Origin of the sequence: Peribacillus phoenicis (assembly GCF_047238085.1) — a bacterium.
Taxonomy (GTDB): Bacteria; Bacillota; Bacilli; order Bacillales; family DSM-1321; genus Peribacillus.
Window position 1 is genome coordinate 3,225,631 of the sequence record NZ_JBDFMF010000001.1, and the last position, 24,958, is coordinate 3,250,588.

At 42.1% G+C, this 24,958-nt stretch carries 19 protein-coding genes; 1 reads left to right on the forward strand and 18 read right to left on the reverse strand.

Annotated elements, in window-relative coordinates; genetic code table 11:
* Nucleotides 1-8 precede the first annotated feature (8 nt).
* The 14 genes from ABC374_RS15780 to ABC374_RS15845 all read right to left on the reverse strand — a co-directional run bounded on the left by ABC374_RS15780 (nt 9) and on the right by ABC374_RS15845 (nt 18,927).
* Nucleotides 9-998, reverse strand: a complete 990-nt coding sequence (locus tag ABC374_RS15780) for an aromatic acid exporter family protein (RefSeq protein WP_413018814.1) — start codon at nt 996-998, stop codon at nt 9-11.
* Nucleotides 999-1,188: 190 nt separating this feature from the next.
* Nucleotides 1,189-1,911, reverse strand: a complete 723-nt coding sequence (locus ABC374_RS15785) for an amino acid ABC transporter ATP-binding protein (RefSeq protein WP_350299428.1) — start codon at nt 1,909-1,911, stop codon at nt 1,189-1,191.
* Nucleotides 1,904-2,563: an amino acid ABC transporter permease gene (locus ABC374_RS15790; protein WP_034311315.1), complete on the reverse strand. Its 660-nt coding sequence runs from the start codon at nt 2,561-2,563 to the stop codon at nt 1,904-1,906. Before ABC374_RS15790 ends, ABC374_RS15785 begins: the two co-directional genes overlap by 8 nt.
* Nucleotides 2,564-2,683: 120 nt before the next feature.
* Nucleotides 2,684-3,487, reverse strand: a complete 804-nt coding sequence (locus ABC374_RS15795) for a transporter substrate-binding domain-containing protein (protein WP_413020380.1) — start codon at nt 3,485-3,487, stop codon at nt 2,684-2,686.
* Between the two features lie 834 nt (nt 3,488-4,321).
* Nucleotides 4,322-4,759, reverse strand: coding sequence for a BrxA/BrxB family bacilliredoxin (locus ABC374_RS15800; RefSeq protein ID WP_034308239.1), 438 nt, complete (start codon nt 4,757-4,759; stop codon nt 4,322-4,324).
* Nucleotides 4,760-4,970: 211 nt separating this feature from the next.
* Nucleotides 4,971-6,098 carry a methylmalonyl Co-A mutase-associated GTPase MeaB gene (gene meaB / locus ABC374_RS15805; RefSeq protein ID WP_413018816.1) on the reverse strand — a complete coding sequence of 376 codons (1,128 nt, stop codon included), beginning with the start codon at nt 6,096-6,098 and terminating at the stop codon, nt 4,971-4,973.
* A complete protein-coding gene (gene scpA, locus ABC374_RS15810; protein WP_413018818.1) occupies nt 6,098-8,290 on the reverse strand; it encodes a methylmalonyl-CoA mutase in 2,193 nt (730 codons plus the stop codon). The genes meaB and scpA overlap by 1 nt, the downstream gene beginning before the upstream one ends.
* 1 nt (nt 8,291) lies before the next feature.
* Nucleotides 8,292-10,202, reverse strand: coding sequence for a methylmalonyl-CoA mutase family protein (locus ABC374_RS15815; RefSeq protein WP_413018820.1), 1,911 nt, complete (start codon nt 10,200-10,202; stop codon nt 8,292-8,294).
* Nucleotides 10,203-10,521: 319 nt separating this feature from the next.
* Nucleotides 10,522-11,808 (reverse strand): dihydrolipoamide acetyltransferase family protein, encoded by a 1,287-nt coding sequence (locus tag ABC374_RS15820; RefSeq protein ID WP_413018822.1) that lies wholly within the window; start codon nt 11,806-11,808, stop codon nt 10,522-10,524.
* 26 nt (nt 11,809-11,834) lie between these two features.
* Nucleotides 11,835-12,818 (reverse strand): alpha-ketoacid dehydrogenase subunit beta, encoded by a 984-nt coding sequence (locus ABC374_RS15825; RefSeq protein ID WP_350299435.1) that lies wholly within the window; start codon nt 12,816-12,818, stop codon nt 11,835-11,837.
* Between the two features lie 12 nt (nt 12,819-12,830).
* A complete protein-coding gene (locus ABC374_RS15830; RefSeq protein WP_413020381.1) occupies nt 12,831-13,826 on the reverse strand; it encodes a thiamine pyrophosphate-dependent dehydrogenase E1 component subunit alpha in 996 nt (331 codons plus the stop codon).
* Between the two features lie 24 nt (nt 13,827-13,850).
* Entirely contained in the window at nt 13,851-15,272 is a 1,422-nt protein-coding gene (gene lpdA, locus ABC374_RS15835) for a dihydrolipoyl dehydrogenase (protein ID WP_413018824.1), read from the reverse strand.
* Between the two features lie 131 nt (nt 15,273-15,403).
* On the reverse strand, nt 15,404-16,501 hold the full coding sequence (gene bcd / locus ABC374_RS15840) for a branched-chain amino acid dehydrogenase (protein ID WP_350299437.1): 1,098 nt from the start codon (nt 16,499-16,501) through the stop codon (nt 15,404-15,406).
* Between the two features lie 368 nt (nt 16,502-16,869).
* Nucleotides 16,870-18,927: a sigma 54-interacting transcriptional regulator gene (locus tag ABC374_RS15845; RefSeq protein ID WP_413018827.1), complete on the reverse strand. Its 2,058-nt coding sequence runs from the start codon at nt 18,925-18,927 to the stop codon at nt 16,870-16,872.
* Between the two features lie 207 nt (nt 18,928-19,134).
* Here ABC374_RS15845 and ABC374_RS15850 point away from each other — a divergent pair, with 207 nt between their 5' ends.
* Nucleotides 19,135-19,371, forward strand: a complete 237-nt coding sequence (locus tag ABC374_RS15850; protein ID WP_101222519.1) for a DUF2627 domain-containing protein — start codon at nt 19,135-19,137, stop codon at nt 19,369-19,371.
* Nucleotides 19,372-19,694: 323 nt separating this feature from the next.
* Here the strand turns inward: ABC374_RS15850 and ABC374_RS15855 are convergent, their stop codons facing one another.
* The 4 genes from ABC374_RS15855 to spoIVB all read right to left on the reverse strand — a co-directional run bounded on the left by ABC374_RS15855 (nt 19,695) and on the right by spoIVB (nt 24,857).
* Complete coding sequence (locus ABC374_RS15855) at nt 19,695-20,429, reverse strand: glycerophosphodiester phosphodiesterase (RefSeq protein WP_350299439.1); 735 nt, start codon at nt 20,427-20,429, stop codon at nt 19,695-19,697.
* A 71-nt stretch (nt 20,430-20,500) separates the two neighbouring features.
* Nucleotides 20,501-22,090 carry a flagellar assembly protein A gene (locus tag ABC374_RS15860; RefSeq protein WP_413018829.1) on the reverse strand — a complete coding sequence of 530 codons (1,590 nt, stop codon included), beginning with the start codon at nt 22,088-22,090 and terminating at the stop codon, nt 20,501-20,503.
* 353 nt (nt 22,091-22,443) lie between these two features.
* On the reverse strand, nt 22,444-23,235 hold the full coding sequence (spo0A, locus tag ABC374_RS15865; RefSeq protein ID WP_137016177.1) for a sporulation transcription factor Spo0A: 792 nt from the start codon (nt 23,233-23,235) through the stop codon (nt 22,444-22,446).
* Nucleotides 23,236-23,564: 329 nt separating this feature from the next.
* Nucleotides 23,565-24,857, reverse strand: a complete 1,293-nt coding sequence (gene spoIVB, locus ABC374_RS15870; RefSeq protein WP_137016179.1) for a SpoIVB peptidase — start codon at nt 24,855-24,857, stop codon at nt 23,565-23,567.
* Nucleotides 24,858-24,958: the final 101 nt, after the last annotated feature.

Genomic DNA, 24,958 nt, shown 5'->3' on the forward strand with positions numbered 1-24,958 from the left:
TGCTTAGTTTAAGCCAAGTGCCTCTTTTTCATTCGGTTGCCGGTCAGCTTGGGTAATCCCTTGAAGGAATGCTTCAACAATAAATAGCGCTCCATTTCCTTCATGAGCTGCAGTAATGCAGCCCTGGATTCGAACTCTTCACGTGTCTGCGGCAGTGCCATTCCCCTAAAATGAATCTCCATTTCCTCAAGCTTCTTCAGATAAAGGATGGCCGTATTTTGTGGGTGGACGTTTTCTGCCAAATCTTCTATAAAATCAGCCACTATCCCGCTTTGCTTGACGACCAACGGAATATTCGTGACCAGGGGAAGAATTCGTTCAATTATTTCAAATTGCTTTTCACGCATTTTGAAATAATGGTAATACAGGTCTTCTTCCCTTAAAAAATGATTTTCCACGTCCCTGAAGGCAAGGCTCTTGGCTTGATTAAGAAGATTGGCTGTTTCGGTGATTTCCTTACCATCCCATGTGTGATCATTATCCCTCAAATAGCGGACAATTCCCATCAAGATTGCACTGAAGTTCGTTTCGATACTTTCCTGATAGGCCAGCAGTTTGTCATCGACACTGGGCATGTACAGGTTCATGACAAGTGCCACTCCAACTCCAACTGCAATTAATATCGTTTCATTGATCAGCAGGGAAAAAGTGATGTCACCGGACCCATATAGGTGCATGATGATGACGCTGCTCGTCACGATCCCCTCATTAATCTTCAAGGCAACTGTCGTTGGAATGAAAATCAAGAGGATCAAACCTATTATCAGCGGATGAAATGCGATGAACTGAAATAATAGGGATGCATAGGCCATTGCGATCAAACAAGCTAAAAACCGGTGCCAGGAGGCATACACCGACTTCTTTTTTGTAACTTGGATGCATAAGATCGCAATGATTCCCGCGGCAGAGAAATATTCGAGATTAAGCATTTGTGCAATAATAATTGCCAGGATGGCCCCCAAAGCAGTTTTAATCGTCCTGTATCCGATTTTAAACATTGTTATGTATCACCTGGCTCTTTCTCTATCTATTATAATACTATCAGGAAATCAGATATTTTCACAGTCCTTTGTGCGTTAATTTTCCAATTTTTCTAAATACATGCACACAAAAATACATTATAGGAAAAAAATAAAAAAGGTAACTAAACGTTACCTTTTTTCACAATTATATACTATTTGCTTTAGCTTATAAAACTTTTTCCAAGAAGTCTTTTGCACGCTGGCTTTTCGGATTGGAAAAGAATTCTTCCGGAGCACTTTCCTCAACGAGCAGACCCCCGTCCAGGAATAGTACTCGATCGGCCACTTCTTTGGCGAATCCCATTTCATGCGTTACGATCAGCATGGTCATCCCCGTATGTGCCAGTGACTTCATAACCTCGAGCACTTCTTTTACCATCTCGGGATCAAGCGCTGAAGTCGGCTCATCGAAAAGCATTACTTCCGGGTTCATTGCCAATGCCCGTGCAATCGCGACCCTTTGTTTTTGTCCGCCTGACAGACGATTCGGATAAGTCGATTCTTTATCGGCCAAACCGACTTTAGTCAAGAGCTCACGAGCTTGTTTTACAGCCTCGGCCTTTGATAATTTTTTCACCTTCATAGGTGCATATATCAGATTCTCCAGTACGGTTTTATGTGGAAATAAATGAAAATGTTGAAATACCATTCCGACATTTTCACGCACTTTCATGATATTGGTCTTTTTTTCAGTGATGATTTGATCTTTGAACCTGATTTGACCATCAGTTGGAGTTTCCAGCATATTGATGCAGCGCAAGAAAGTTGATTTTCCCGAACCTGATGGACCGATGATCGCTAACACTTCACCCTGTCCTATCTCGGTGCTGATTCCTTTTAAAACCTCGAGCTTACCATAATTTTTTTTGAGTCCATCAATTTTAATCACTGCGTCTCATTCTCCTTTCAATCACTTTGCCTAAGATGGTGAGAATCATGACCATCACATAATAAATGAGACCGGCAAATAAAATCGGCTCGAAGAATTTATATGTCTCACCGCCGACAATATAAGCACGGCGCATGATATCCCCTAATCCAATAATTGTGACAACGGCTGATTCCTTCGTTAAGGAAATCAATTCGTTTACAAGGGATGGCAGGATATTCTTGATGGCCTGCGGAAGGATAATATTAAGCATCATCCCTGAATAGGGAACCCCAAGTGCAAGTGCAGCCTCTCGTTGGCCTTTATCGACCGCTAAAATGCCTCCCCTGATAATTTCAGAGATATAGGCCGCTGAATTTAGCCCGAATGCTAAAAATGCTGCTTGGAACGCTTCGATTTGAATCCCTAATATTTGTGGTGAACCAAAATAAATCAGCATTAATTGCAGCACCAAAGGGGTACCGCGAAAAATGGATGTATAAAAGTCAGCAATCCAATTCAATGGCTTGATTCTGCTGATTTTAAGTATAGATAATAATATTCCCAAAACAAATCCGATTACTGCCGCTACCGCTACAACCTTTAATGTAGTCGGTATTCCCTCCAGGATATATGGAAGGGAAGGCATAATCCTTTCAAATTCCAGATTCACTCCATTCATCCTCTCTTATGAAGGCCGTTATCTTAGGGCCTTCCTCCTGCTTCATTTTATTAACAATAAAGCGCGGAAAAACGTTCAGAAGGCATTCTGAACGCTTTTCATCTCTCTGTTTTATTCAGTTTCACTGCCACCGAACCATTTTAATATTAATTTTTCCATTTCACCATTCTCTAACATTTTTTTCAACTCGGCATTGAATTCTTCAGTTAACTTGCTTCCTTTTTGGAAAGCGATTGCCGAACCGGCATCTTGTTCACCGGACTCGATCAAATGCCCCACCAATTCTTTATTATCTTTCAAGTAGCCTTTTGCCACAGTATCTTCCATGATCACGGCGTCAAAACGCCCTGTTGACATTTCTTGAACAACCTCAGGAATACGATTCCTTTTTTCAACTTTCATCCCGATATCTTGGGATTTATTCAAGTCATTTGCCAATGTCTCCTGAATGGATGCAAGCTGTACGCCTACCGTTTTCCCTTTTAAATCTTCAACAGTTTTAATTTTACTGTCCTTTGTCGTGATGATCATGTTTTTAGCTGTATAGTAAATATCACTGAAATCGACTGATTGCTCACGTTTTTCTGTTGGAGTCATTCCAGAGATAACGAAATCGACCGATTTATTTTCCAGAGCAGGCACAAGACTATTAAAGTCAATGTCCTTCACTTGGACCTCATAACCTAATTTTTTTCCGATTGCTTTAGCGATATCAATGTCAAATCCTTGGATTTCATCACTTTTAGATGTTTCAACAAATTCAAATGGCGGGTAATCCGCAGATGTTCCCATTACCAGGACCTTTTTGTCTTCTTTGTCAGCTGTGTTCTTATCTTCTTTCTCTGATGTTCCGCATGCCGCTAAAATACCTACTAATAAAACAGAAGTAAGCAACAATGCTAACTGCTTTTTCAACTTCATTATTATTCCTCCAAAATGATATTTTCAATTCTCTTGTTATTAAATTAGGTTAGTTAAATTTCGAATAACTAATATTCATACACTAATGTGTATTTTAACACACTCTAATAATTATTCAATAACGTAAACAATAGATTCATTTTTCAGAATATTATTATAATTTCACATCTAGGCTTGGCGCTTTCTCACCAAAGGTAATATATCTGCTTCCATATCTATCTTCTTTCCCAAAAGTTCCTGACTTATGCAATTTCATGAATAAAAAAAGCCGCTGATTGGGCGGGTTAAGACTGTAGACAAATTCGAACAAAAGCCAGTTTTCATATAGTTTTTTTCTAAAAAAGGATTTCTGTTGATTCCAGAAATCCGCTCCCTTTCCGCCGACTGTCTGCCAAGCCTCCTCAGCGCAAGCGACTGTGGGGTCTCGGCTAGCCAGTTACTCGGCAGGAGTGTCGCAAATTTCTTCCATCCATTAAGGATTACTGTAAAAAAACAATCAAGGATCACCAGTTCTTAAATTTGGTTCGGGATGTCCAGCCTACAGTTTTTTTCTTAAAATTACATTCCAGTTGATTTCAGAGATCCCGCTCCCTTTCCGCCGACTGTCTGCCAAAGCCCCATTAAAGCAAGCACCTATAGGGGCTTAAAAGCCAATTATCCGGGAGGAGTGTCGTAATCTCTGCAATCCAATATGGATTAAAGTAATAACCACCTATGATAATCTAGCCTTGTTTTAAGATCATGTTCAGGATGAGACCATTCCGAACCTCTTTTTGTCGACAAACTAAAACCCGCCGATTGGGCGGGTTTTTAGGTTATCGCTATGGTTTACACTTCTTCGCAATATTGATCGAAGTAGTCTTGTAATTTTTCTACTACAGACATCGGGTGGTGTCCTTCAATTTCATGGCGCTCTATCATCGTGATGATTTTTCCATCCTTCAGCAATGCAAATGATGGGGATGACGGCGGATATCCTTCGAAATAATCACGGGCTTTCTCCGTCGCTTCTTTATCTTGCCCAGCAAAAACGGTTACAAGCTGATCTGGGCGTTTATCATTATGGATTGCATGTGCCGCTGCAGGTCTAGCTATTCCCCCGGCGCAGCCACAAACGGAGTTGACCATAACAAGTGTCGTTCCTTTTTGTGCAAATACTTCCTCTACTTCCTCGGGAGTAGTCAATTCTGTATATCCAGCAGTCTTTATCTCATCGCGAGCCTGTTTGACTACGTCGTTCATTAAAAAATTAAAATCCATATTCATGGCATGTGCTCCTTCCAAGTTTTCTCTTCAATTCTATCATAACAATTGCCACTTCGTGATTCAATATATTTACCTGTCAAAACTGCATAAACCATTTTCCGAACACGTTTAAAACGAAAGGTAAGCGGGAATCATGTGTGTAACAACAAGACTTACAAAAGGATGGGGCAGGCGTGGGAGACAATCCACGCCTGCCCCATCCCATTTCTTTTTAATTTGACTTAAATGTATCGGTAAAAGATTGAAAGGCCTGCTTAACAGCAGCAGTGACCGTTTTATTCCCTGACATCACTTGATTCTCGAGGATTGGGAGAAGACTTTTGACGGTTTCATTTTTATAAAACATCGTTTTAAGTTGGTGATCCATCAATGAATAAAGCCATTCCTTGGATTGCATTCTTCTCCGTTCTTGAAAAACACCCGATTCCTTGGTCAAATCGGTAAATTCATTCATTACACCCCAAAGCTCAGGAATTCCTTTACCGGTTATGGCTGAACAAGTATATGCCTTTCCTGCCCATCCCTTTGTTGCTGGCTGAAGGAAGTGCAAGATTCTGCTATATTCTGACTTCGTCCTAATTGCCAGCGGAATGTTCTCTCCGTCGGCTTTATTGACCACAATTCCGTCCACAAGTTCCAGAATCCCTTTTTTCATCCCTTGTAACTCATCTCCGGCACCTGTAAGGACAAGGAGCATGAAGAAGTCGACCATACTTCGAACTATAGCTTCACTCTGACCGACACCGACAGTTTCAATCAGTATCACATCAAATCCTGCTGCTTCACAAAGCAACATCGTTTCCCTCGTTTTGCGGTGAACTCCTCCTAGAGTGCCTTCGGATGGAGAGGGTCTTATGAAGGCATGAGGGTTTCTTGCCAGCTCCTCCATCCTTGTCTTATCGCCTAGTATACTTCCGCCATTGATCGAAGAGCTTGGATCGACGGCTAGAACGGCAACCTTATGGCCCCTGTCACATAAGTAGGTTCCGAACGTCTCGATGAAGGTACTTTTCCCGGCACCGGGCACTCCGGAAATCCCGATGCGCATCGAGTTCCCTGTATGAGGAAGGATGCTATGCAATAATTCCTGTGCATGATCCAAATGGTGGGATGCATTGCTTTCAACCAATGTAATCCCTTTAGCTAGCTTGGCCCTGTCCCCTTTTATGATTCCCTCTTTAAGTTCATGGACCGGTATGTTTACATTATGTTTTTTGACGAATTTGCTTTTTGAAGGTTTGTTTTGGCTTGCTGCTAATTCCACACCTGGCTTTAAAGAAGTAGCAAAACCTTCCTGATTGTTATGATCGACCCATTCGGGCTTCTTGTCTTCACTCATTATTGAGCCACTTCCTCATATCCGAGGCGATTGTATATTTCCTGAAGCACTTTCTTTGCTGCCTGCGGAATGACCGTACCAGGTCCAAAAATGGCTGTAGCGCCATTTTCCATTAGGTAATCATAATCCTGCGCAGGGATGACGCCGCCTACGATCACTATGATGTCATCTCGGCCCAAGTTCTTCAGTTCCGTCATAAGCTGCGGCAACAATGTTTTATGGCCGGCAGCAAGCGAACTCATTCCGACTACATGCACATCATTTTCCACGGCCTGGATGGCGGTTTCTTTCGGCGTTTGGAATAATGGACCGATATCGACATCATAGCCCAAATCCGCAAACCCCGTTCCGACTACTTTAGCTCCGCGATCATGACCGTCCTGGCCCATTTTAGCCATTAACAAACGCGGTCTTCTTCCTTCATTTTCAAGGAACTCTTCCGTCATGCGGACGACTTCCTCAATTTCCGCTTCTTTTGAGTATGCCGAGCTGTATACACCGCTGATAGAACGAATTGTTGCTTTGTGACGTCCAGCAACCTCTTCGATCGCATCGGAGATTTCACCTAATGAAGCCCGTACTCTTGCAGCTTGCACAGCCAGTTCAAGAAGGTTACCTTCGCCAGTTCTGGCAGCCATGGATAGCGCTTGAAGAGCTTCATCCACCTTTTCCTGATCACGTTTCGCTTTTAATTCGCTCAAACGCTTAAGCTGACTTTCGCGAACTGCTGTATTATCAATCTCCAGTATTTCAATCGGATCTTCTTTTTTCAAACGATACTTATTTACGCCTACGATCGTTTCATCTTGAGAATCGATTTTAGCCTGACGCTTTGCAGCTGCTTCCTCGATCCTCATTTTTGGAAGGCCGGTTTCAATAGCCTTCGCCATTCCGCCAAGGCCTTCGATTTCTTCTATGTGAGCCCAAGCCCGTTCGATTAATTCATTTGTGAGTGATTCTACATAGTATGAACCAGCCCATGGATCGATTACTTTTGTGATCCCCGTTTCCTCCTGCAGATATAGCTGTGTGTTACGTGCAATGCGTGCCGAGAAATCCGTTGGCAGGGCAATGGCCTCATCCAATGCGTTCGTATGCAGGGATTGTGTATGTCCAAGTGCAGCGGCATGCGCTTCAATAAGGGTCCTTGCGACATTGTTAAACGGATCCTGCTCGGAGAGGCTCCAGCCGGAGGTTTGGGAATGGGTTCTCAATGCCATCGCTTTATTATTTTTCGGCTCGAATTGTTTCATCAGTTTTGACCAAATGAAACGAGCCGCCCGCATTTTCGACACTTCCATGAAATAGTTCATTCCTACAGCCCAGAAGAATGACAGGCGCGGTGCGAATTTATCGATATCAATACCTGCTTTCATTCCGGTACGTGCATACTCAAGCCCATCCGCCAACGTATAGGCAAGTTCGATATCAGCCGGCGCCCCCGCTTCTTGCAGATGATAACCGGAGATGGAAATGGAATTGAACTTGGGCATATATTTGGATGTATACTCAAATATATCAGCTATGATTTTCATGGACATTTCAGGTGGGTAGATATACGTATTCCGAACCATGTATTCCTTTAAGATGTCATTTTGAATCGTTCCTGAAAGCATATCCTGTGTTACGCCTTGTTCTTCAGCTGTCACGATATAAAATGCAAGGATGGGTAATACTGCGCCGTTCATCGTCATTGACACGGACATTTGATCAAGCGGAATGCCGTCGAACAGGATTTTCATGTCAAGAATGGAATCAATGGCAACTCCCGCCTTCCCCACATCACCGACAACGCGTGGATGATCGGAGTCATAACCGCGGTGTGTAGCTAAATCAAAGGCAACTGAGAGCCCTTTTTGCCCCATAGCCAGGTTACGTCTGTAAAACGCATTGGATTCCTCAGCAGTCGAAAAACCTGCATACTGACGTACCGTCCAAGGACGATTGACATACATCGAAGGATAGGGCCCTCTTGTAAAAGGAGCGATGCCTGGCACACTTTCCATATGCTCCAAGTCACGATTATCTTCCTCAATATAAAGCGGTTTGATTTTTATTTGTTCATTGGTTTCAAACAAAAGATCCTCAATGTTTTTCCCAACGGCTTTTTCGGCTTCCTTTTTCCATGCTTCCACCGTACCTTTAATCTCAGACTTAGCATGATTTATAGCAGAAAAATTCGGTTTTTTCATTTCAGTTCACCCCCAGCTTCTGCAATAATTCCGATAAAATGGTTATTGCATTCGTTTTGACATGGATAAAATCTTTGACTCCGGCTTCACTTAGTGTAATCTCAAATTCTTCTGGCTGCTTGCCTGCACTATAAATAGTGATTTCAGGGAATTGCTTTTTAATTTCTTTAATGGTGATTGGCGCTAATTCCGAATAGTCACCGTCACTGCCGCAAACACAATAGATAGGGAGCTTGGTCGCAGCTACATAATCGACTGCTTCCTCGACGGTTTGACACCCCTTGCTTCCGGTTGTTTCAATACCACCTGCTGCAGCAAGGCTTGTAACGAAATCTGCACGAGGTTTATAGGATTTAAGATTTTTCAAATTAATTAAACCAATAGTTGGAGCCGTTCCACTTATTTCTTTATACTTTTCACTGCGTAGTCTTAACTGTTCGAATTGAATGGATACCCGATCCAAGTCAAGTGGGGCAATGCCAACCGGCTTCTCAACTTTCATATAAGACACATGGATATCCTGTGTCGTGGTTTTAATCTTATCAGCCGGATTCGGATATACATTAGTTCCGATGATACTTTCTTTTCTGAAAGCCGCATTTTGAACTTTTTCTTGGTAAACTTCAGCTATTTCCTTCTGAAGGGTGCCTTGTTTAATTAGCTCAAGAATCCCTCCAGCTGCATCGATTTCAAGGAATTTCGCCCAAGCATTTTCAGCCAATTCATCCGTTAGTTGCTCAACATACCATGAACCGCCAGCAGGATCGACCACTGTTGTGATATTTGTTTCTTCTTTTAAAATCAAGTGAGTATTACGGGCAATTCTTTCTGAAAAATCATCGGTTTCACCAGTTGCGTGTGTGAATGGATGAATTTGAAGATATTGAATGCCTCCAATAGCAGCAGCGAAAGCTTGGTTTGTTGTCCGAAGAATATTGACGTGCTGATCATATAGCGTTTCTGTCAACTCGGAAGTAACGGCATGTATCGCCATTCTAAAATGGTCTGATGCTGTATCGAAAGCTTCTGCAAGACCTGCCCAAAGCCTTCTTGCAGCCCGTAGCTTAGCGATGGACATGAAGTAATTTGAATCCACAGCAAAAGAGAATACTATTTTTTCGGAAACCGAAGCAATAGAAAGCCCTTGCTTTTGCCCTTCCAATAGATATTGGACGGCTGCCGCTAATCCGTAAGCTATTTCTTGTACGGCATTGGCTCCTCCATTATGGTAGACTGCCGTATTAATCAAAACTGTTTTTAAATCCCTTCCTACCTTCTGATAATCTTGGATCGTCTTCAGCCAGTCTGCAAAATAGATATCCGTATCTTCTGGCAGCTGACCGCAAATGAGCCATTCTGCAATGGGATCTTCAGCAATAACGCCTGTCAATTGGGTATTTTGTGCTTCGGCAACCGCTTTGAATTGAGGGAATAATCCTTTTTGTTTCCCCTTAAGGTCAATGAAAACCGGGATTTCCTTTAATGGGATATCCTTAAACAATTTTTCAGCCCTTGCTCCCTCGGCAAGCAATCGTGCAGGGTATGCCACGACATTTTGACCGCGCTTGAATGAAGCCTTCATCTTTTCATTTGCTTCTTCAGCCGTGATACCGCTTACAGGTTGAACGACAAGCCAAGGTTTTTCATGATAGCCCGTTGGGGACGTTCCTCGGGTGAAAGGGAAGAATCCTGGCAATTCAGCTACTTTTTCCGTTGATTCCGCCTTTTCTGTATAGAGCGGATATAAAGTGATGCCCTCATATGTATTCGTTTTTAGCTTTTCTACACTTTTCCCTTTTAAACTTGCTTCTGCAGCTTCTTTCCACTCTTCAAAAGAAGGCTTAGGAAAGGTTATGTTTTTTACATCTTTCAGTTCCATCTGTAATCGCTTTCTTATCTTTTGCCGCCTCATACGCCCTGTCCCTTCATTGGGAGAACGAACGCTCAGTCAGTTTTGGATAAGAAAACCACCCTCCCGTCAATTTAATCTGGATTATACTAACATTCTACCATATTTTTCTTGAAATTTAAGACAATAGAAATTAGCAAATCTGTTATATGGGAAAACACTAGCCTATTTCGCCTCTTTATAAATCAAGTACAGCCCCTGATCTGTATTAGAACAGCTCTTAATAAAATAATAGCAAAAATAAATTTTTTGTCGATGTTTTTCTACGGAAAAGTGAAGTACAAAAAAAAGGAAGGACCTTCCGGCCTTCCTTTTCTTCACTTTAGTATATGGGAGTGTTATCTTTGGAAATCTTTTCGATGATTTCTTTAACCCTCGCGAGGAATCGTCCGCATACCAGTCCATCCAAAACACGATGATCAAGTGATAAACAGAGATTCACCATATCTCGTACTGCAATCATGTCATTTATGACCACTGGGCGTTTTACAATCGTTTCAACTTGTAAAATGGCCGCCTGTGGATAATTGATGATTCCCATGGACTGGACAGAGCCGAATGAGCCAGTGTTATTAACAGTGAACGTACCACCTTGCATATCCTCTGCTTTTAACTTACCCGACTTCACTTTGGATGCAAGTTCCTGTATCTCCCTTGCTATACCTTTGATTGATTTTTCATCTGCATTTTTAATGACCGGTACAAATAGGGCATCTTCAGTTGCAACGGCTATCGATATATTGATTTCTTTCTTTTGTATGATTTTTTCGCCAGCCCACATCGAATTGAGCTCTGGAAATTCCGTAAGGGCTTGAGCAACCGCTTTTACGAAAAAGGCAAAGTACGTTAAATTATAGCCTTCTTTTTGTTTAAAGTCGGATTTTAGATTATCACGTAACTTCACCATATTGCTTGCGTCAACTTCCACCATCGTCCAAGCATGCGGGATTTCGTGCTTACTTTTCAACATATTGGACGCAATTGCCTTACGGATTCCGGTAACAGGTATTTCCTTGTCACCAGCAGCAGTCGGCACGTTTGTTACTGGACTCGTTTGACGACTAACTTGAGGTTTGGTCTCTTTTGGAGCCGAATCGGATATCACGGAAGGCTCATCCGCCTTAGGAAGATTTCCTGATTCAACAAGTTTCAGTAAATCCTTGCGAGTGATCCGTCCCTCATTCCCCGTTCCTTTAACTTTTGAAAGATCGATTCCATGCTCCTGAGAAAGTTTTAACACGGCAGGCGAATAGCGAGCTTTCCTTGATGGTTCGGCAGCTTGCTGCACTTCTCTTGTAACAGGTGCATCAACATTTTCCTCACTATGTGAAACAGCCTGCCCAGCATTTTCGTTATCCGTCTTTGCCGTTTCAACTTCAATCGAGCAAATAACTTCCCCGACTGCCAATGTTTGATTTTCATCCGCTTTCAATTCCTTGATGATGCCGGTGAAGGAAGAAGGAACCTCAGCATTTACTTTATCCGTCATCACTTCAGCTAGCGGGTCGTATTTCGTGACATGATCCCCAGGCTTCACTAGCCATTTACTGATGGTTCCCTCTGTGACACTTTCGCCTAGTTGAGGCATCTTCATTAATTCCATAGCCATTATTCGTTCCTCCTTCTTAACAGTCATTAATACTCGGCCAATTCCCTCATTGCTCTTTCCACTTTATCAGGATTCACCATAAAATGTTTTTCCATCGTAGGCGCATATGGCATGGCAGGTACATCCGGGCCGGCCAATCGTTTTACAGGGGCATCCAAATCAAAAAGGCAATGCTCGGCAATGATGGCTGCGACCTCACTCATGATGCTTCCTTCTTTATTATCTTCCGTAACCAGTAGTACTTTCCCCGTTTTAGATGCTGCTTCTATGATAGCATCCTTATCCAAAGGATAGACTGTACGCAAGTCAAGAACATGTGCAGAAATTCCATCTGCAGCTAATTTTTCTGCTGCCTGAAGGGCAAAATGCACACAAAGGCCATAGGAGATGACAGTAATGTCTTCCCCTTCCCTTTTCACATCCGCCTTACCGATGGGAAGTACATAATCTTCAGTAGGTACCTCACCCTTGATCAAGCGGTATGCCCGTTTATGTTCAAAGAAAAGCACTGGGTCTTCATCGCGAATGGCAGCTTTAAGCAAACCCTTTACATCATATGGAGTGGAAGGCATCACAATTTTCAAGCCCGGCTGATTGGCAAAGATTGCTTCAACCGATTGTGAATGATAAAGAGCTCCATGAATCCCTCCGCCATATGGTGCACGGATTACCATAGGACAGCTCCAGTCATTATTGGAACGGTATCTAATTTTAGCTGCCTCTGAAACGATTTGGTTAATGGCAGGCATGATGAAATCAGCGAATTGCATCTCAGCAATCGGCCGAAGCCCATACATGGCGGCTCCAATTCCCACTCCTGCAATTGCAGATTCAGCGAGCGGGGTATCGATGACCCTGGCTTCACCGAATTGGTCGTATAAACCATTAGTGGCTTTAAAGACCCCACCTTTTTTTCCTACGTCCTCACCCAATACGAATACACGGGAATCGCGTTCCATCTCTTCCCTCATTGCCATTGTCACGGCATCTATATATGAAATCACTGGCATTCTATTACCCCCTTACTTTTGTGCATACACATGATTCATAGCACTTTCAGCCTTCGGATATGGAGCATTTTCAGCATAATCGGTTGCTTCGTTGACTATCTTCATGACTTCATCATTCATTTGTTTCTCAAGGTCATCATCCAAGATTCCCACTTCTTTTAAATACGCTCCAAATGTCATTATCGAGTCCTTCGTTTTGGCTTCGGCCACTTCGTCCGCAGTCCGGTAGCTTCGGTCATCATCATCACTTGAATGAGGCGTGAGCCTGTATGAAACGGTTTCCACCAGTGTAGGGCCTTCTCCCCTTCGTGCACGGTCAGCCGCTTCTTTCACCGCTGCATACACTTCCAATGGATCATTGCCATCCACCGTTATTCCAGGCATCCCATAGCCAATCGCCCTGTCGGAAACATTTTCACACGATAGCTGTTTCTCAATAGGAACTGAAATCGCATATTTATTATTTTCACACATGAAAATGACCGGTAGCTTGTGCACACCTGCAAAGTTGGCCCCTTCATGAAAATCGCCCTGATTGGATGAACCTTCCCCAAACGTTACGAATGTTACCAAATCCTTACCTTCCATCTTCCCTGCAAGGGCAATTCCAACAGCATGCGGGACCTGTGTCGTTACAGGCGATGATCCAGTGACAATCCTATTTTTCTTTTGACCGAAATGACCAGGCATTTGGCGCCCGCCGGAATTGGGATCTTCCTCTTTTGCGAAACCGGAAAGCATCAAGTCTTTTGCGGTCATTCCGAAGGTAAGTACCACACCTACATCCCGATAATAAGGCAGTACATAATCATTTTGCCGATCAAGCGCAAACGCTGCCCCAACCTGTGCAGCTTCTTGCCCCTGGCAGGAAATCACGAAGGGAATTTTCCCGGATCGGTTTAAAAGCCACATGCGCTCATCTATTCTGCGGGACAAAAGCATTGTCCGGTACATATCTAAAACCGTTTCCTCATTTAAGCCTAATTGTTCATGACGTTTTTCTACCATCATAAAACCTCCTGACCTTATTCTTTATGAATGAATGGCACGTCCATCGACAGCAAGCGCCGCCTCTCCGATTGCTTCAGAAAGACTTGGGTGCGGATGAATTGTCTTGCCTATCTCCCAAGGTGTTGCATCAAGCACTTTTGCAAGTCCCGCTTCTGAAATCATATCCGTAACATGTGGTCCGATCATATGAACGCCCAGTATATCATCCGTTTTCTTATCGGCGATGATTTTGACAAAACCATCCGCTTCCCCGAAAACAAGGGCCTTGCCAACTGCACGGAATGGGAATTTCCCAATTTTAAGGTCATAGCCTTCCTTGTTTGCCTGTTCTTCAGTCAAGCCGACACTTGCAGCTTCAGGGCTTGAATACACACATTTTGAAATGAGCGAATAATCCAGCCGTTCCGGTTTTTGGCCTGCGATATGTTCAACGGCCATAATACCTTCATGGGAGGCAACGTGAGCCAATTGCAGACCGCCGATACAGTCACCGATTGCATAGATATGTGATTCCTTCGTTTGGAAGAAGTCATTGGTTTCAATAAAACCTTTTTCTTTCACAATTTCCGTATTTTCAAGGCCGATCCCTTCAACATTTGCTGATCTGCCTACGGAAACAAGCATTTTTTCAGCTGTGAATTCCTCTACCGAACCTTTGACTTCAGCAGAAATGGATACTGAAGCATCCGTTTTCAGGGTTTCAGGCAATACCTTGGCACCTGTAACGAATTTGACGCCTTTTTTCGTTAGGAGACGAAGCATTTCACTTGAAATATCCTGGTCTTCAGTCGGGATGATTCTATCTGCATATTCAAGTACTGTCACTTCCACACCAAAATCATTGAGCATCGAAGCCCATTCAATGCCGATAACTCCACCGCCTACAATAATCATTGATTTTGGCAGGCTCTCAAGCTTTAGAGCTTCATCCGATGTAAGCACAAATTCCCCATCAATCGCCAAACCGGGCAGTGTCCTCGGACGCGAACCGGTGGCAATGATGACATTCTGAGGAATGAGCATTTCATTTTCACTGCCATCATTCATTTCCACGGAAATTGTCCCAGGCATCGGTGAAAATATAGAAGGACCAAGTATACGTCCTAACCCTTCATAAACCGTTATCTTTCCTTGTTTCATCAAGTGCTGGACACCTTTATAGAGTTGATCGACCACTTTATTCTTTCTTTCTTGCACCTTAAGGAAATCTACCTTTACATCCCCGGTAACAACACCGAATTCCTCACTTTTCACTGCAGTCTGATAAACTTCCGCACTCCTTAAAAGTGCTTTTGAAGGGATACAGCCTTTATGTAGACACGTTCCGCCGAGCTTGCCTTTCTCCACGACAGCCGTTTTCAATCCTAATTGAGCAGCCCTTATCGCTGCCACATACCCGCCTGTTCCTCCGCCGAGGATAACGAGGTCAAATTCTTCAGCCAAAACCGCTCCTCCTCACAAATACATACTATTGTCATCATTTTTACTTGCCCTATGTTTATTACGTTATCCATGTTGAAAATTCCTGTGTTTATTTAAAAAAACACAGGAATCTAGATCTTGTACAATTACATTCATTTTCTTCCATTCAAGATATGTTTTTCATTTTGCAAGAATTGGCTTCTTGAATTTCTCATGCGAGCAATTCTCTCCTCTGCCATCCTATCCGCCGCTTTATAAGTTGGGATTTGATCACGTTTTGCAATCTCGATGACTCTTTCAATTGTATCATAAACCGTTTCCACTTTCTTAAGGGCTCTTTCCCGATTATACCCTAAAAGCTCATCGGCCACGTTTATGACTCCACCTGCATTAATTACATAATCAGGAGCGTATATAATACCCTTTTCATGAATTTGATCGCCATGAACAGGTTCCTTTAATTGATTATTTGCCGCACCTGCAATGACCTTCGCCTTGATTTGATTGATTGTATGATCATTTATGACAGCCCCTAATGCACAAGGTGCATAGATATCACAGTCGACTCCATAAATTTCATCAGGATTCACTGCGGTCGCCCCAAAGGATTCAACCGCACGGGCCACGCTTTCTTTATTGATATCCGTAACGATTAGCTTGGCGCCTTCCTCATGAAGGTGACGGCATAAGTTATAAGAAACATTCCCGACGCCTTGGACTGCAATTACCTTGCCTTCTAAAGAGTCAGTTCCGAATGCCTCTTTTGCAGCAGCTTTCATTCCTCGATATACCCCATATGCAGTAACAGGGGAAGGGTTACCCGATGAACCGAATGCAGGGGAAATCCCAGTGACAAAATCCGTCTCCTCATGAATGAGATCCATATCCTCTACCGTTGTACCCACATCTTCAGCTGTTATATAACGGCCATTCAGCCCTTGGATATACCTTCCGAATGCACGGAACATCTCTTCATTTTTATCCTTACGCGGATCGCCGATGATGACGGTCTTCCCCCCGCCTAAATTTAAGCCGGCAGCGGCGTTCTTATATGTCATTCCTCTCGAAAGCCTTAAGGCATCTTCAATGGCATCTTCTTCAGATGCATACGTCCACATCCTTGTGCCTCCAAGCGCAGGCCCTAATGTTGTATCATGAATGGCAATAATCGCTTTCAAACCTGATTGTTTGTCCTGACAGAATAGCAGTTGCTCGTAATCATACTTCTCAAGATATTTAAAAATTTCCATAAAGGAATCCTCCCTAGATGTTTTAATACATGTCAGATATGAGAACACTGAATTTCTCCTCATTCTTACTTGTTCCTACGTTCATTTTAAATAAAATCCGCTACTCACATGATATTTTCCCTATGGGGAATGGTTCCCTTGAAAAACCCATGCACCTTTAAATATGCAAATAACATGCCAATAAAATACATAATGAGAGCGTTTTTATCCAAAAAAAGGAGATGCTGGTTAATATGTTGGGCAACTATAGCCTATAACAAATTGAAAAAAATTTCATGTTAGAAGTGGAGTCCCGCTTAAATTAAAATAAATCAGAAAATTCCGTGCAGTTTTTTTCATAGTGCGCAATTACTTGCGTGCAAAAATTTTCACAGTTTTAATTTTTCCATTTTGTAATATAGATTTCTGACAGAAATCCCAAGAGCTTTTGCCGTAAGTGTTTTATTTCCCTTGTGGGTATGGAACGCTTGCTGAATGATATCGGCTTCATACTGGTCTATTATCTCCGAGAGTGGTTTCCCCGATACGTAGCCAGAAGGCTTCATTAATAATTTCTCTTGTTTTAATGGAATCTCTTCGATAAAATCCGGAATATGATGTATATCAATGATCGTCTCGTTCAATTTCATGAAAATGATTGCCCGTCCTAAGATATTTTCCAGTTCCCTCACATTACCTGGCCAGTTGTAGATTTGCATCTTATGTATAGCTGCTGCTGTAATTCCCTCTATGCTCCGTCCATACTCCTGATTGATTTTATTAATCAAATGCTCCGCCAATTCTCTCAAATCTTCTTTTCTCTTTCTTAATGGAGCAATGAAAATAGGCATGCGGTTCAGCCTGAAATATAAGTCTTCCCTGAATGATCCGTTTGCGATGGCCTCTTCAAGATTGATATTCGTAGCGGCTATGACCCGGACATTGATGGGAATCGGCTTCGTCCCCCCCACTCTGATGATTTCCTTTTCTTGTAAAACCCGAAGCAATTTAGCTTGAATGTTGGCTGGTAATTCACCAATTTCGTCCAAAAAGATACTCCCTTGATTTGCCTCTTCAAAAAACCCGACCTTTCCGCCCCTGCTTGCCCCTGTAAAGGCTCCTTCATCATAACCGAACAGTTCACTTTCAAGTAATGATTCCGAGATGGCCGCACAATTTACACGAACGAATTTATTGAATTTCCTATCGCTCGCATTATGGATGGCATGTGCAAATAACTCTTTGCCAGTCCCTGATTCCCCTCTTAATAAGACAGTAGCAGGTGTTCTTGCCGATAATTTCGCCTGTTCAATGGGAAGCTTCATCTCTTCGGAAGCCCCAATTATATCATCAAAGGAATATTTAGCCTGCAAAGTACGGATGATCTGTCTTGCCCGATTCAGTTCGTGGGTCAAGGCTTGAATTTCCGATACATCATGAATGACGCCAACACTCCCTTTCAGGCACCCGTCCACAATGATTGGAGCAACATTTACGATCACTTCCTTATGTTTTGGGCCGACACGCATATTGACACCCCGAACAGGCTTTTTTGTCTGAAGCACTTTCATATGCATACTTTCACCTTCGTAAATATCGATGGAAGCCGGCTTACCGATCACTTGGGTCTTTGTTAACCCGGTGATTCTTGTATATGCCGGATTGATCAAAAGACCCCTGCCTTGATCATCCACAACCGATATGGCTTCATCACTGGATTGAATGATCGCCTGGAGCATCGTCTGTATTTCTTTTAAATCAGTAATTTGCTCCGCCAATTGGACAGCTTCCGTTTTATTCCTAAACACGGAAAAAGCCCCTATGATTTCCTTATCGGCATTCACAAGAGGTATCCTTGTCGTTATGAGTTCCATTCCATTGCTAAGGGTGATTTCCTGATTCACTTCTTTTTGGTTCGTTTGCATCACTCGCAGCAATCCAGTTGAAGGGATGAAATCTTTGATATGTCTGCCTATCACATCCTCGCGCTTTGTGTCAGTTGCACGTTCCGCACTATCATTGAACATGATGATGAATCCTTCATGATCAATCACCACCATCCCTTCACTGGTCGTATTGAGGATCAAGTCCATTTTTGCCGAGGCATTCTCCAATTTACTTATTAAACGATTTTTCTCTTCAAACAACTTAGTCATAATGAGGGCGACACTACCAGGAATGAGAATCGTTTGTTCGCCCATGTCCCTTTTTATCTTTTTATAGACAGACGGGTCACCGGTCGTATCAAAAATGATGTCCAAATCCCGCTCCAATCCCATGCTCCAATTAGTCACTGTAGGAATCCTTCGTTCCTTTGCAGCAAGCATCCCTTCAGCGGATTCATTCGTATCAGCCATACAAACAATGGAGAATACTTCACTTTCTGATAGGAGTTTCAACACGGTTGTCCCTCCCACTCCTCCCCCTACTATCATGACCTTTTGCATCAGCCATCCCCCTTAAGATATAATTACCCCTTTTAAAAGATCATTCCCTGCAATTTTTTTCATACTCCACTCTATTTTACCATATCGGATCCCTTTAAAAAAACAGCCGCCAACTCCCAGTCATTATCTAGATTCCCGAAACTTGACAAATAATTTATATCCTTTATCATTTTTTAAAGACGGAATTTTCGGAAGGGATTTGACCGCATGAAACGTTTAATCGCTTTTTTGATACTTTTTATACCGGGTGCCTTTGCTGCCTATGGCATAAAAATAATGAGGGACATGGTGTTCGGTATCCTGCAGCCCCCCTATCCAGTCCTTTGGCTGCAATTTTTAATAGGACTGCTCATCACGATTGGCGGAATAGCCTTTATCGCCGGCTTCGTCCTTCATCGAGATCGAAAACAAAATAAAGTCCAAAGCAGGTTCAATAAATTTTAAACGCAAAAAGAAGGTGCCATGTTTCGTATGGCACCTTCTTTTTGCGTTTACAAATTTGGACGTTGATTTCCACTTCAGGCACTCGCTTTCCGCGGGCGGTCCGGGAGCCTCCTCGGCGCACTTGCGCCTGTGGGGTCTCCCTTGGACTCGCTATTCCCGCAGGAGTCTCGCACCTTACGTTCCAATCAACTATGTTTTTAGTTAGAACTCCTTTTGCCTACAGTCTTTTTTGTTTTAAAATAGATCTATTAAAAACTTGAGGTAACCGAACCCCTTTTGTCTACAAACTGAAGGTGCCATGTATCATATGGCACCTTCTTTGTTTATCTTGATTTCAATCCTTCCCTGACCCGTACGGCTGCCTCGGGAAAATCGGTTATGATGCCACTGCATCCCAAATTGAATAATCGCTTCATCTCGGCTTCTTTATTAATGGTATATGGCCGCACAGGAACACCCATACTCACCGATGTTTGAATGAGTGCATCAGGGGCAGCCCGGATATTTGGATGGATTGCACTTCCGCCAATTGCCTTGGCATATATCCAAGGCATGTATAGTCCATCCCTATAAAGAGGTGCGGTTTCCAATTCAGGTGCCAATTGATGGCAATTGACCAAGCTGTAATGATTGAAAGAAGAAAGAATAATCCTTTCCTCCATTTCGTAAGTACGGATAAGTCGGATGACTTTCTCTTCTAAACCTGGATACAGAAAAAGCGTATTTTTCAATTCAATGTTGCAAAAAAGCTGATTTTCGTCAAGCCAAATAAATAGTTCTTCAAGTGTCGGAATCTTTTCTTTCCCCAATCTACCCTTATAGTTTGAAGACGCATTAAGGGTTTTCAACTCCATCAAGGTCCTGTCTTTTACATATCCCGAGGCATTCGTGGTCCGATCGAGCTTTTCATCGTGAATGATGACCACTTCCCCATCTTTCGAGAGCTGGACATCCGTTTCAATACCGTCCGCCCCGACACGGGCAGCTTCTTTGAACGCCGACATCGTATTTTCCGGATGTGTCCCTGCTGAGCCTCGATGTGCAAAGATTAGGGTCATGAAGAAACGCCGCCTCTCTCAATAATGGTTATATCCGAATGTTATGAACAGAAACAGCAAATTATTTTCATCTAGCTCAATACTCTAATAAAATGCAGCTGATTATTTTCTGCATAGAAGGTTCCTTTCGTCAAATCATTCAATTTTTTTTGCATGCTTTTGATTTGCAAGCAAGTATCCGGAAAAGCCATTTGACCAATCGTAATTTCCCCTTCCCCTTTTGATTCAAGCATATCCATGATTGACTTCCGTTTTTCGTCCAATTGATATATTTGAACCATCAACCTCTCGTATTGATTTGTTGTTTGTTCATATTGAAAATTTTGCTCACCAGTAAATTCTCCAAGAGGCGTTTCATACACTTCAAGCTTTTCCTTTATTGATTCAAGTTTCATTATTATTGATTTATATAAAAGCAAAGTCTCATTCAATTGTTCTTTTAAGAGTTCACGGTCAAATCCCTTCACATTTATTAATGTTTTCCGTTCCATTCGATTCCCGATTACAGCCGCCCTCACTTTTCCATGCGCTTCAATTACACCGCCGATTAATTTTCCCTTCTTTTCATCCGTGAAGATATTCTTGGCTTTCAGGAAACTCCCCAGCGAATATGATCCTATATGTATATTTCCCCCCGCTGTTAAGTGGCATTCGTTGGCATGTTTCACAAAAATGTTCCTTGCTGCATATATTTTGGACACACCTTTACCAAATATCCCCCCTTTAATGAATACATCCCCCTCCCTTGAGTTGATTTCCTTCACATTACTTACACCAAGCTCACTTAAAATCGAAATATCTTTCGTAGCCGTCACGGAAAAATGATCGATAACCGTACCTTTAATGGTCACACTTCCATCAAATTCAATATTCCCTGTTTTATTGCCTATATCACCGTCAATCAATAGGTGATCACCTACCGCAATCTTCCCTTCCCTAAATTCCACCACACCATCGATCAATGCCCTTAGAATGATCTTTCCGTCTTCCTCGACAGCAGCAACCGTTTTTTGATCGTATAAAAGTTTCTTATCCTTTCCTTTCCTGGGCAAGGCAATTTCCCCCGTAATTCGCCTTCCCATCTCACCAGATGATGGCGGTATCCTTTCCCCCAGCCAATCTCCCCTTTTCACTTCATCAAGAAAATGCATATCATAATAATCAGCTTTTCCATTTTCACGGACCGCTGGTTTTCTGTCCGATCTTTTGAAATAGGTAACCACTGCGTCTTTGGCGTGTACTGGTTCCATCCCTTTAGCAATGATTGTTTGATTTTTGATGCTCAGCTCATTTTGCAATACATGCATTAAAATCCCTTCGGAAATACCTTCACATTGAAGACTCTCTAAAATACTCCCCATAATTACTGAATAGTTCTCATTCAGGTAGTTTTCTGAACAATTGAGTTTTACACTTGCGGACATTTTATCAGTCGCTATGTCCAACTCCGCGATTGGTTTCTGTCTTCCCACTTGAATTCTTTCCCCGCTCGCCTCTGTCAGTGCATCCTTCAAGTCTTTGACGTTCTCCAGCATGATTTGTGGAAAATCCAACAGTATAGGATTCAATTGAAAAATGGAAAAGCCCTTTTGAATAACGGTGATAAAAACCATGTTCCTATCCACTTCCAATACAAAATGCTCATTTTTTACACAAATCATTTACTCCCCTCCTTTTCTCATGATTAAATATACCTATAATTATAATCTAAAAACTATGAAAAGGAGCTATATAGCCCGAACATCGTCTAAAATAATTCGTGCCGCTTTTCAACCAAACAAAAACGCCTTTTATTTATGGGATTTCCTGAAAAATCCAATAAATAAAAGGCGTTTAATTTTTTTAACCGGCAGCGTAAAAAATTTAAAGTTGCCGATTAGAAAAAATCACGAAGCAACTTCTTCCTGTCCTTTACAGCCAGACGGAGAGTTCTTATTTATATTTAGCGGCTCTAGCCTTTATATGGTCAATTGTTACCCCTGGCTCTTAACAACCGGTGTTCCCCCTACCCTTGTCAAGAAGCTTTATGTTCGAGGCGCAGCTTATCGGCAACCATGGCAATGAATTCGGAATTTGTAGGTTTTGCCTTAGTCATGCTTACGGTATATCCGAAAAGTGATGAAATGGATTCTATATTGCCACGGCTCCAGGCCACTTCAATCGCATGCCTGATGGCACGTTCAACACGGCTAGCCGTTGTATTGTATTTTTTTGCGATATCCGGATATAAAACTTTGGTGATGGAACCCAATAGTTCAATATCATTATATACCATGGATATGGCTTCCCTTAAATACAAATAGCCCTTTATATGTGCAGGGACTCCAATCTCGTGAATGATGCTTGTGATGCTGGCATCGAGGTTCTTCGGCTTGGATTCATTTTGGGGACGATAACTAAACTGACTATGATTTTTTAAAACTGCTTGCCCTTTACTGCTTACCTGACGTATGTGATTGGCCAGATTTTCCATATCAAAGGGCTTAAGGATAAAGTATGAGGCACCCAAATCAACAGCTTTTTTCGTTACATCTTCTTGACCAAAGGCAGTAAGCATAATCACATTAGGCATGGCACCCCGTTTTACTTCACGAAGTTTTTCAAGCACACCTAATCCATCTAAATGAGGCATGATAATATCGAGGATCAATATATCCGGGTCAACGCTTTCAAGCATACCCAGGCAATCTTGACCGTTATGTGCCACCCCAATTACTTCCATGTCATCCTGTGCAGAAATGTATTCTTCCAGAAGGCCAACAAGTTCTCTATTATCATCTACAACGCACACCTTAATTTTTTTCACGCTTGATTTCCTCCTCAACTACAATTGGTCTTTTTTTCTATATGACTAAATTCTATTGTAATTGAACTTTTCGACAATGGAAACTAAATTCCTTTTATTTTTGAAAAAATATAAGGAATTCAATATTATTCTCCGGATATCTCTTGTTTTCGACTTCGTTTGCTATTCGAATAAAGCGATTGTCGAAAAATCTTCATATCGTTATCATTTTATCACATCGTTTCAAAAAAACCTCTACTTTTTGAAGAAATCAATTTAATTCCTACCCAAAATATATGCTAATCATAACTTTCCATTAAAAAGGGGCATCCAAAAGGATACCCGGATTCTTAGCTTGCCTTTTCATAATTATCTTTGTCGTATATATTTATACCGGCTTCGTTTAACATCCATTCGATATGGACTCCATACCCACTTGTAGGATCATTAACGAATACATGGGTGACTGCACCGATTAATTTCCCATTTTGTATGATAGGACTGCCGCTCATACCTTGAACGATCCCACCCGTTTTTTGAAGCAATTCCTTATCCGTCACTTTTAAGACCATTCCCTTAATTGCGGGGAACTTCTGTGGTATGGAACTGACGATTTCAACATCGAATTCCTCCACTTCAGAACCATCCACCACTGTAAGGATTTTTGCTGGTCCTTCCTTTACCTCATGGGAAAGGGTGATGGGGAGTGGCTTATCGTTAATTCCATTTTTAAAATCTTGATTTAATTTCCCAAAAATTCCAAAGGGACTATTGCGATTGATATTTCCTATTTTTTCTTTATTGGAAGAAAAGCGTGCCAATTTTTCTCCCGGATCACCATTGCTTCCCTTTTCGATGGATGTGACCGTCGATTGAACAATCTGTCCGTCCTTGACAACAATCGGCTTTTTTGTATCCATATCGGATATGACATGTCCCAACGCCCCGTATTTTTTCGAATCCGGGTGGTAAAACGTCATCGTTCCGATGCCAGCTGCCGAATCACGGATATACAAACCCAATTTGTAAGTTCCTTCATTCTTATCTTTTAGAGGTAATAGGGTACTATGAAGCACTTCATTATCACGGTTAATGACAAGATTCAACGCCTCACCCTTTTCGCCTGCCTGCTGAACAAAAGGGGTTACATCCCCCATCTTCTTTATCGTCTGACCATTGATTTCTGTAATAATATCACCGATTTCAATTTTTGCTTTTTCTCCCGGTGATTTTTTCCCCTGCGCAGTATCAATTAGATGATGACCTACTACGAGTACCCCAAGAGTATTAAGCTTTACTCCAATGGATTGGCCTCCAGGCATGACTTTAAAGTCTTTTAACACCCTGATGTCGACCTTTTTGGCAGGTAATCCTGCTACATCGAGTAACACTTCATTCGTACCAGGTTTTTCAGCACCAAGCGTAATCGAGGCTTGTTCATCATGAAGCGAAATTCCATCACTGGATCCCGAAGTTTTTGCAGAAACAGGCAATGATTTGGAAATACTATATTGACTTCCTTCAAATAGTACAAGATGATTTGGAATTAAAAAATATTCACGAGATGGCTGGTATAACCCTAATGTTAATAGCGAAACAAGGAGAATTCCACCGATGATCCTGTTTATCCATATAAATTTCAATCCATTCACTCTCCTCGCTCTCTGAAACTTTATGGCTACACCTTTAATTTAGCCCTCATGACAGTCATTTATAACAGGTGCAAAAAATAAAAGCTATCCGT

Excerpts from the sequence above, each read along its gene's own strand:
- ABC374_RS15820 (WP_413018822.1), bottom strand. The coding sequence starts at position 11,808 with ATGGCTATGGAATTAATGAAGATGCCTCAACTAGGCGAAAGTGTCACA.
- ABC374_RS15815 (WP_413018820.1), bottom strand. The coding sequence starts at position 10,202 with ATGAGGCGGCAAAAGATAAGAAAGCGATTACAGATGGAACTGAAAGAT.
- bcd (WP_350299437.1), bottom strand. The coding sequence starts at position 16,501 with ATGGAAATTTTTAAATATCTTGAGAAGTATGATTACGAGCAACTGCTA.
- ABC374_RS15800 (WP_034308239.1), bottom strand. The coding sequence starts at position 4,759 with ATGAATATGGATTTTAATTTTTTAATGAACGACGTAGTCAAACAGGCT.
- ABC374_RS15825 (WP_350299435.1), bottom strand. The coding sequence starts at position 12,818 with ATGCCAGTGATTTCATATATAGATGCCGTGACAATGGCAATGAGGGAA.
- meaB (WP_413018816.1), bottom strand. The coding sequence starts at position 6,098 with ATGAGTGAAGACAAGAAGCCCGAATGGGTCGATCATAACAATCAGGAA.
- ABC374_RS15850 (WP_101222519.1), top strand. The coding sequence starts at position 19,135 with ATGAAACGTTTAATCGCTTTTTTGATACTTTTTATACCGGGTGCCTTT.
- ABC374_RS15830 (WP_413020381.1), bottom strand. The coding sequence starts at position 13,826 with ATGGTAGAAAAACGTCATGAACAATTAGGCTTAAATGAGGAAACGGTT.
- ABC374_RS15855 (WP_350299439.1), bottom strand. The coding sequence starts at position 20,429 with ATGACCCTAATCTTTGCACATCGAGGCTCAGCAGGGACACATCCGGAA.
- ABC374_RS15780 (WP_413018814.1), bottom strand. The coding sequence starts at position 998 with ATGTTTAAAATCGGATACAGGACGATTAAAACTGCTTTGGGGGCCATC.
- ABC374_RS15845 (WP_413018827.1), bottom strand. The coding sequence starts at position 18,927 with ATGCAAAAGGTCATGATAGTAGGGGGAGGAGTGGGAGGGACAACCGTG.
- ABC374_RS15860 (WP_413018829.1), bottom strand. The coding sequence starts at position 22,090 with ATGATTTGTGTAAAAAATGAGCATTTTGTATTGGAAGTGGATAGGAAC.
- scpA (WP_413018818.1), bottom strand. The coding sequence starts at position 8,290 with ATGAAAAAACCGAATTTTTCTGCTATAAATCATGCTAAGTCTGAGATT.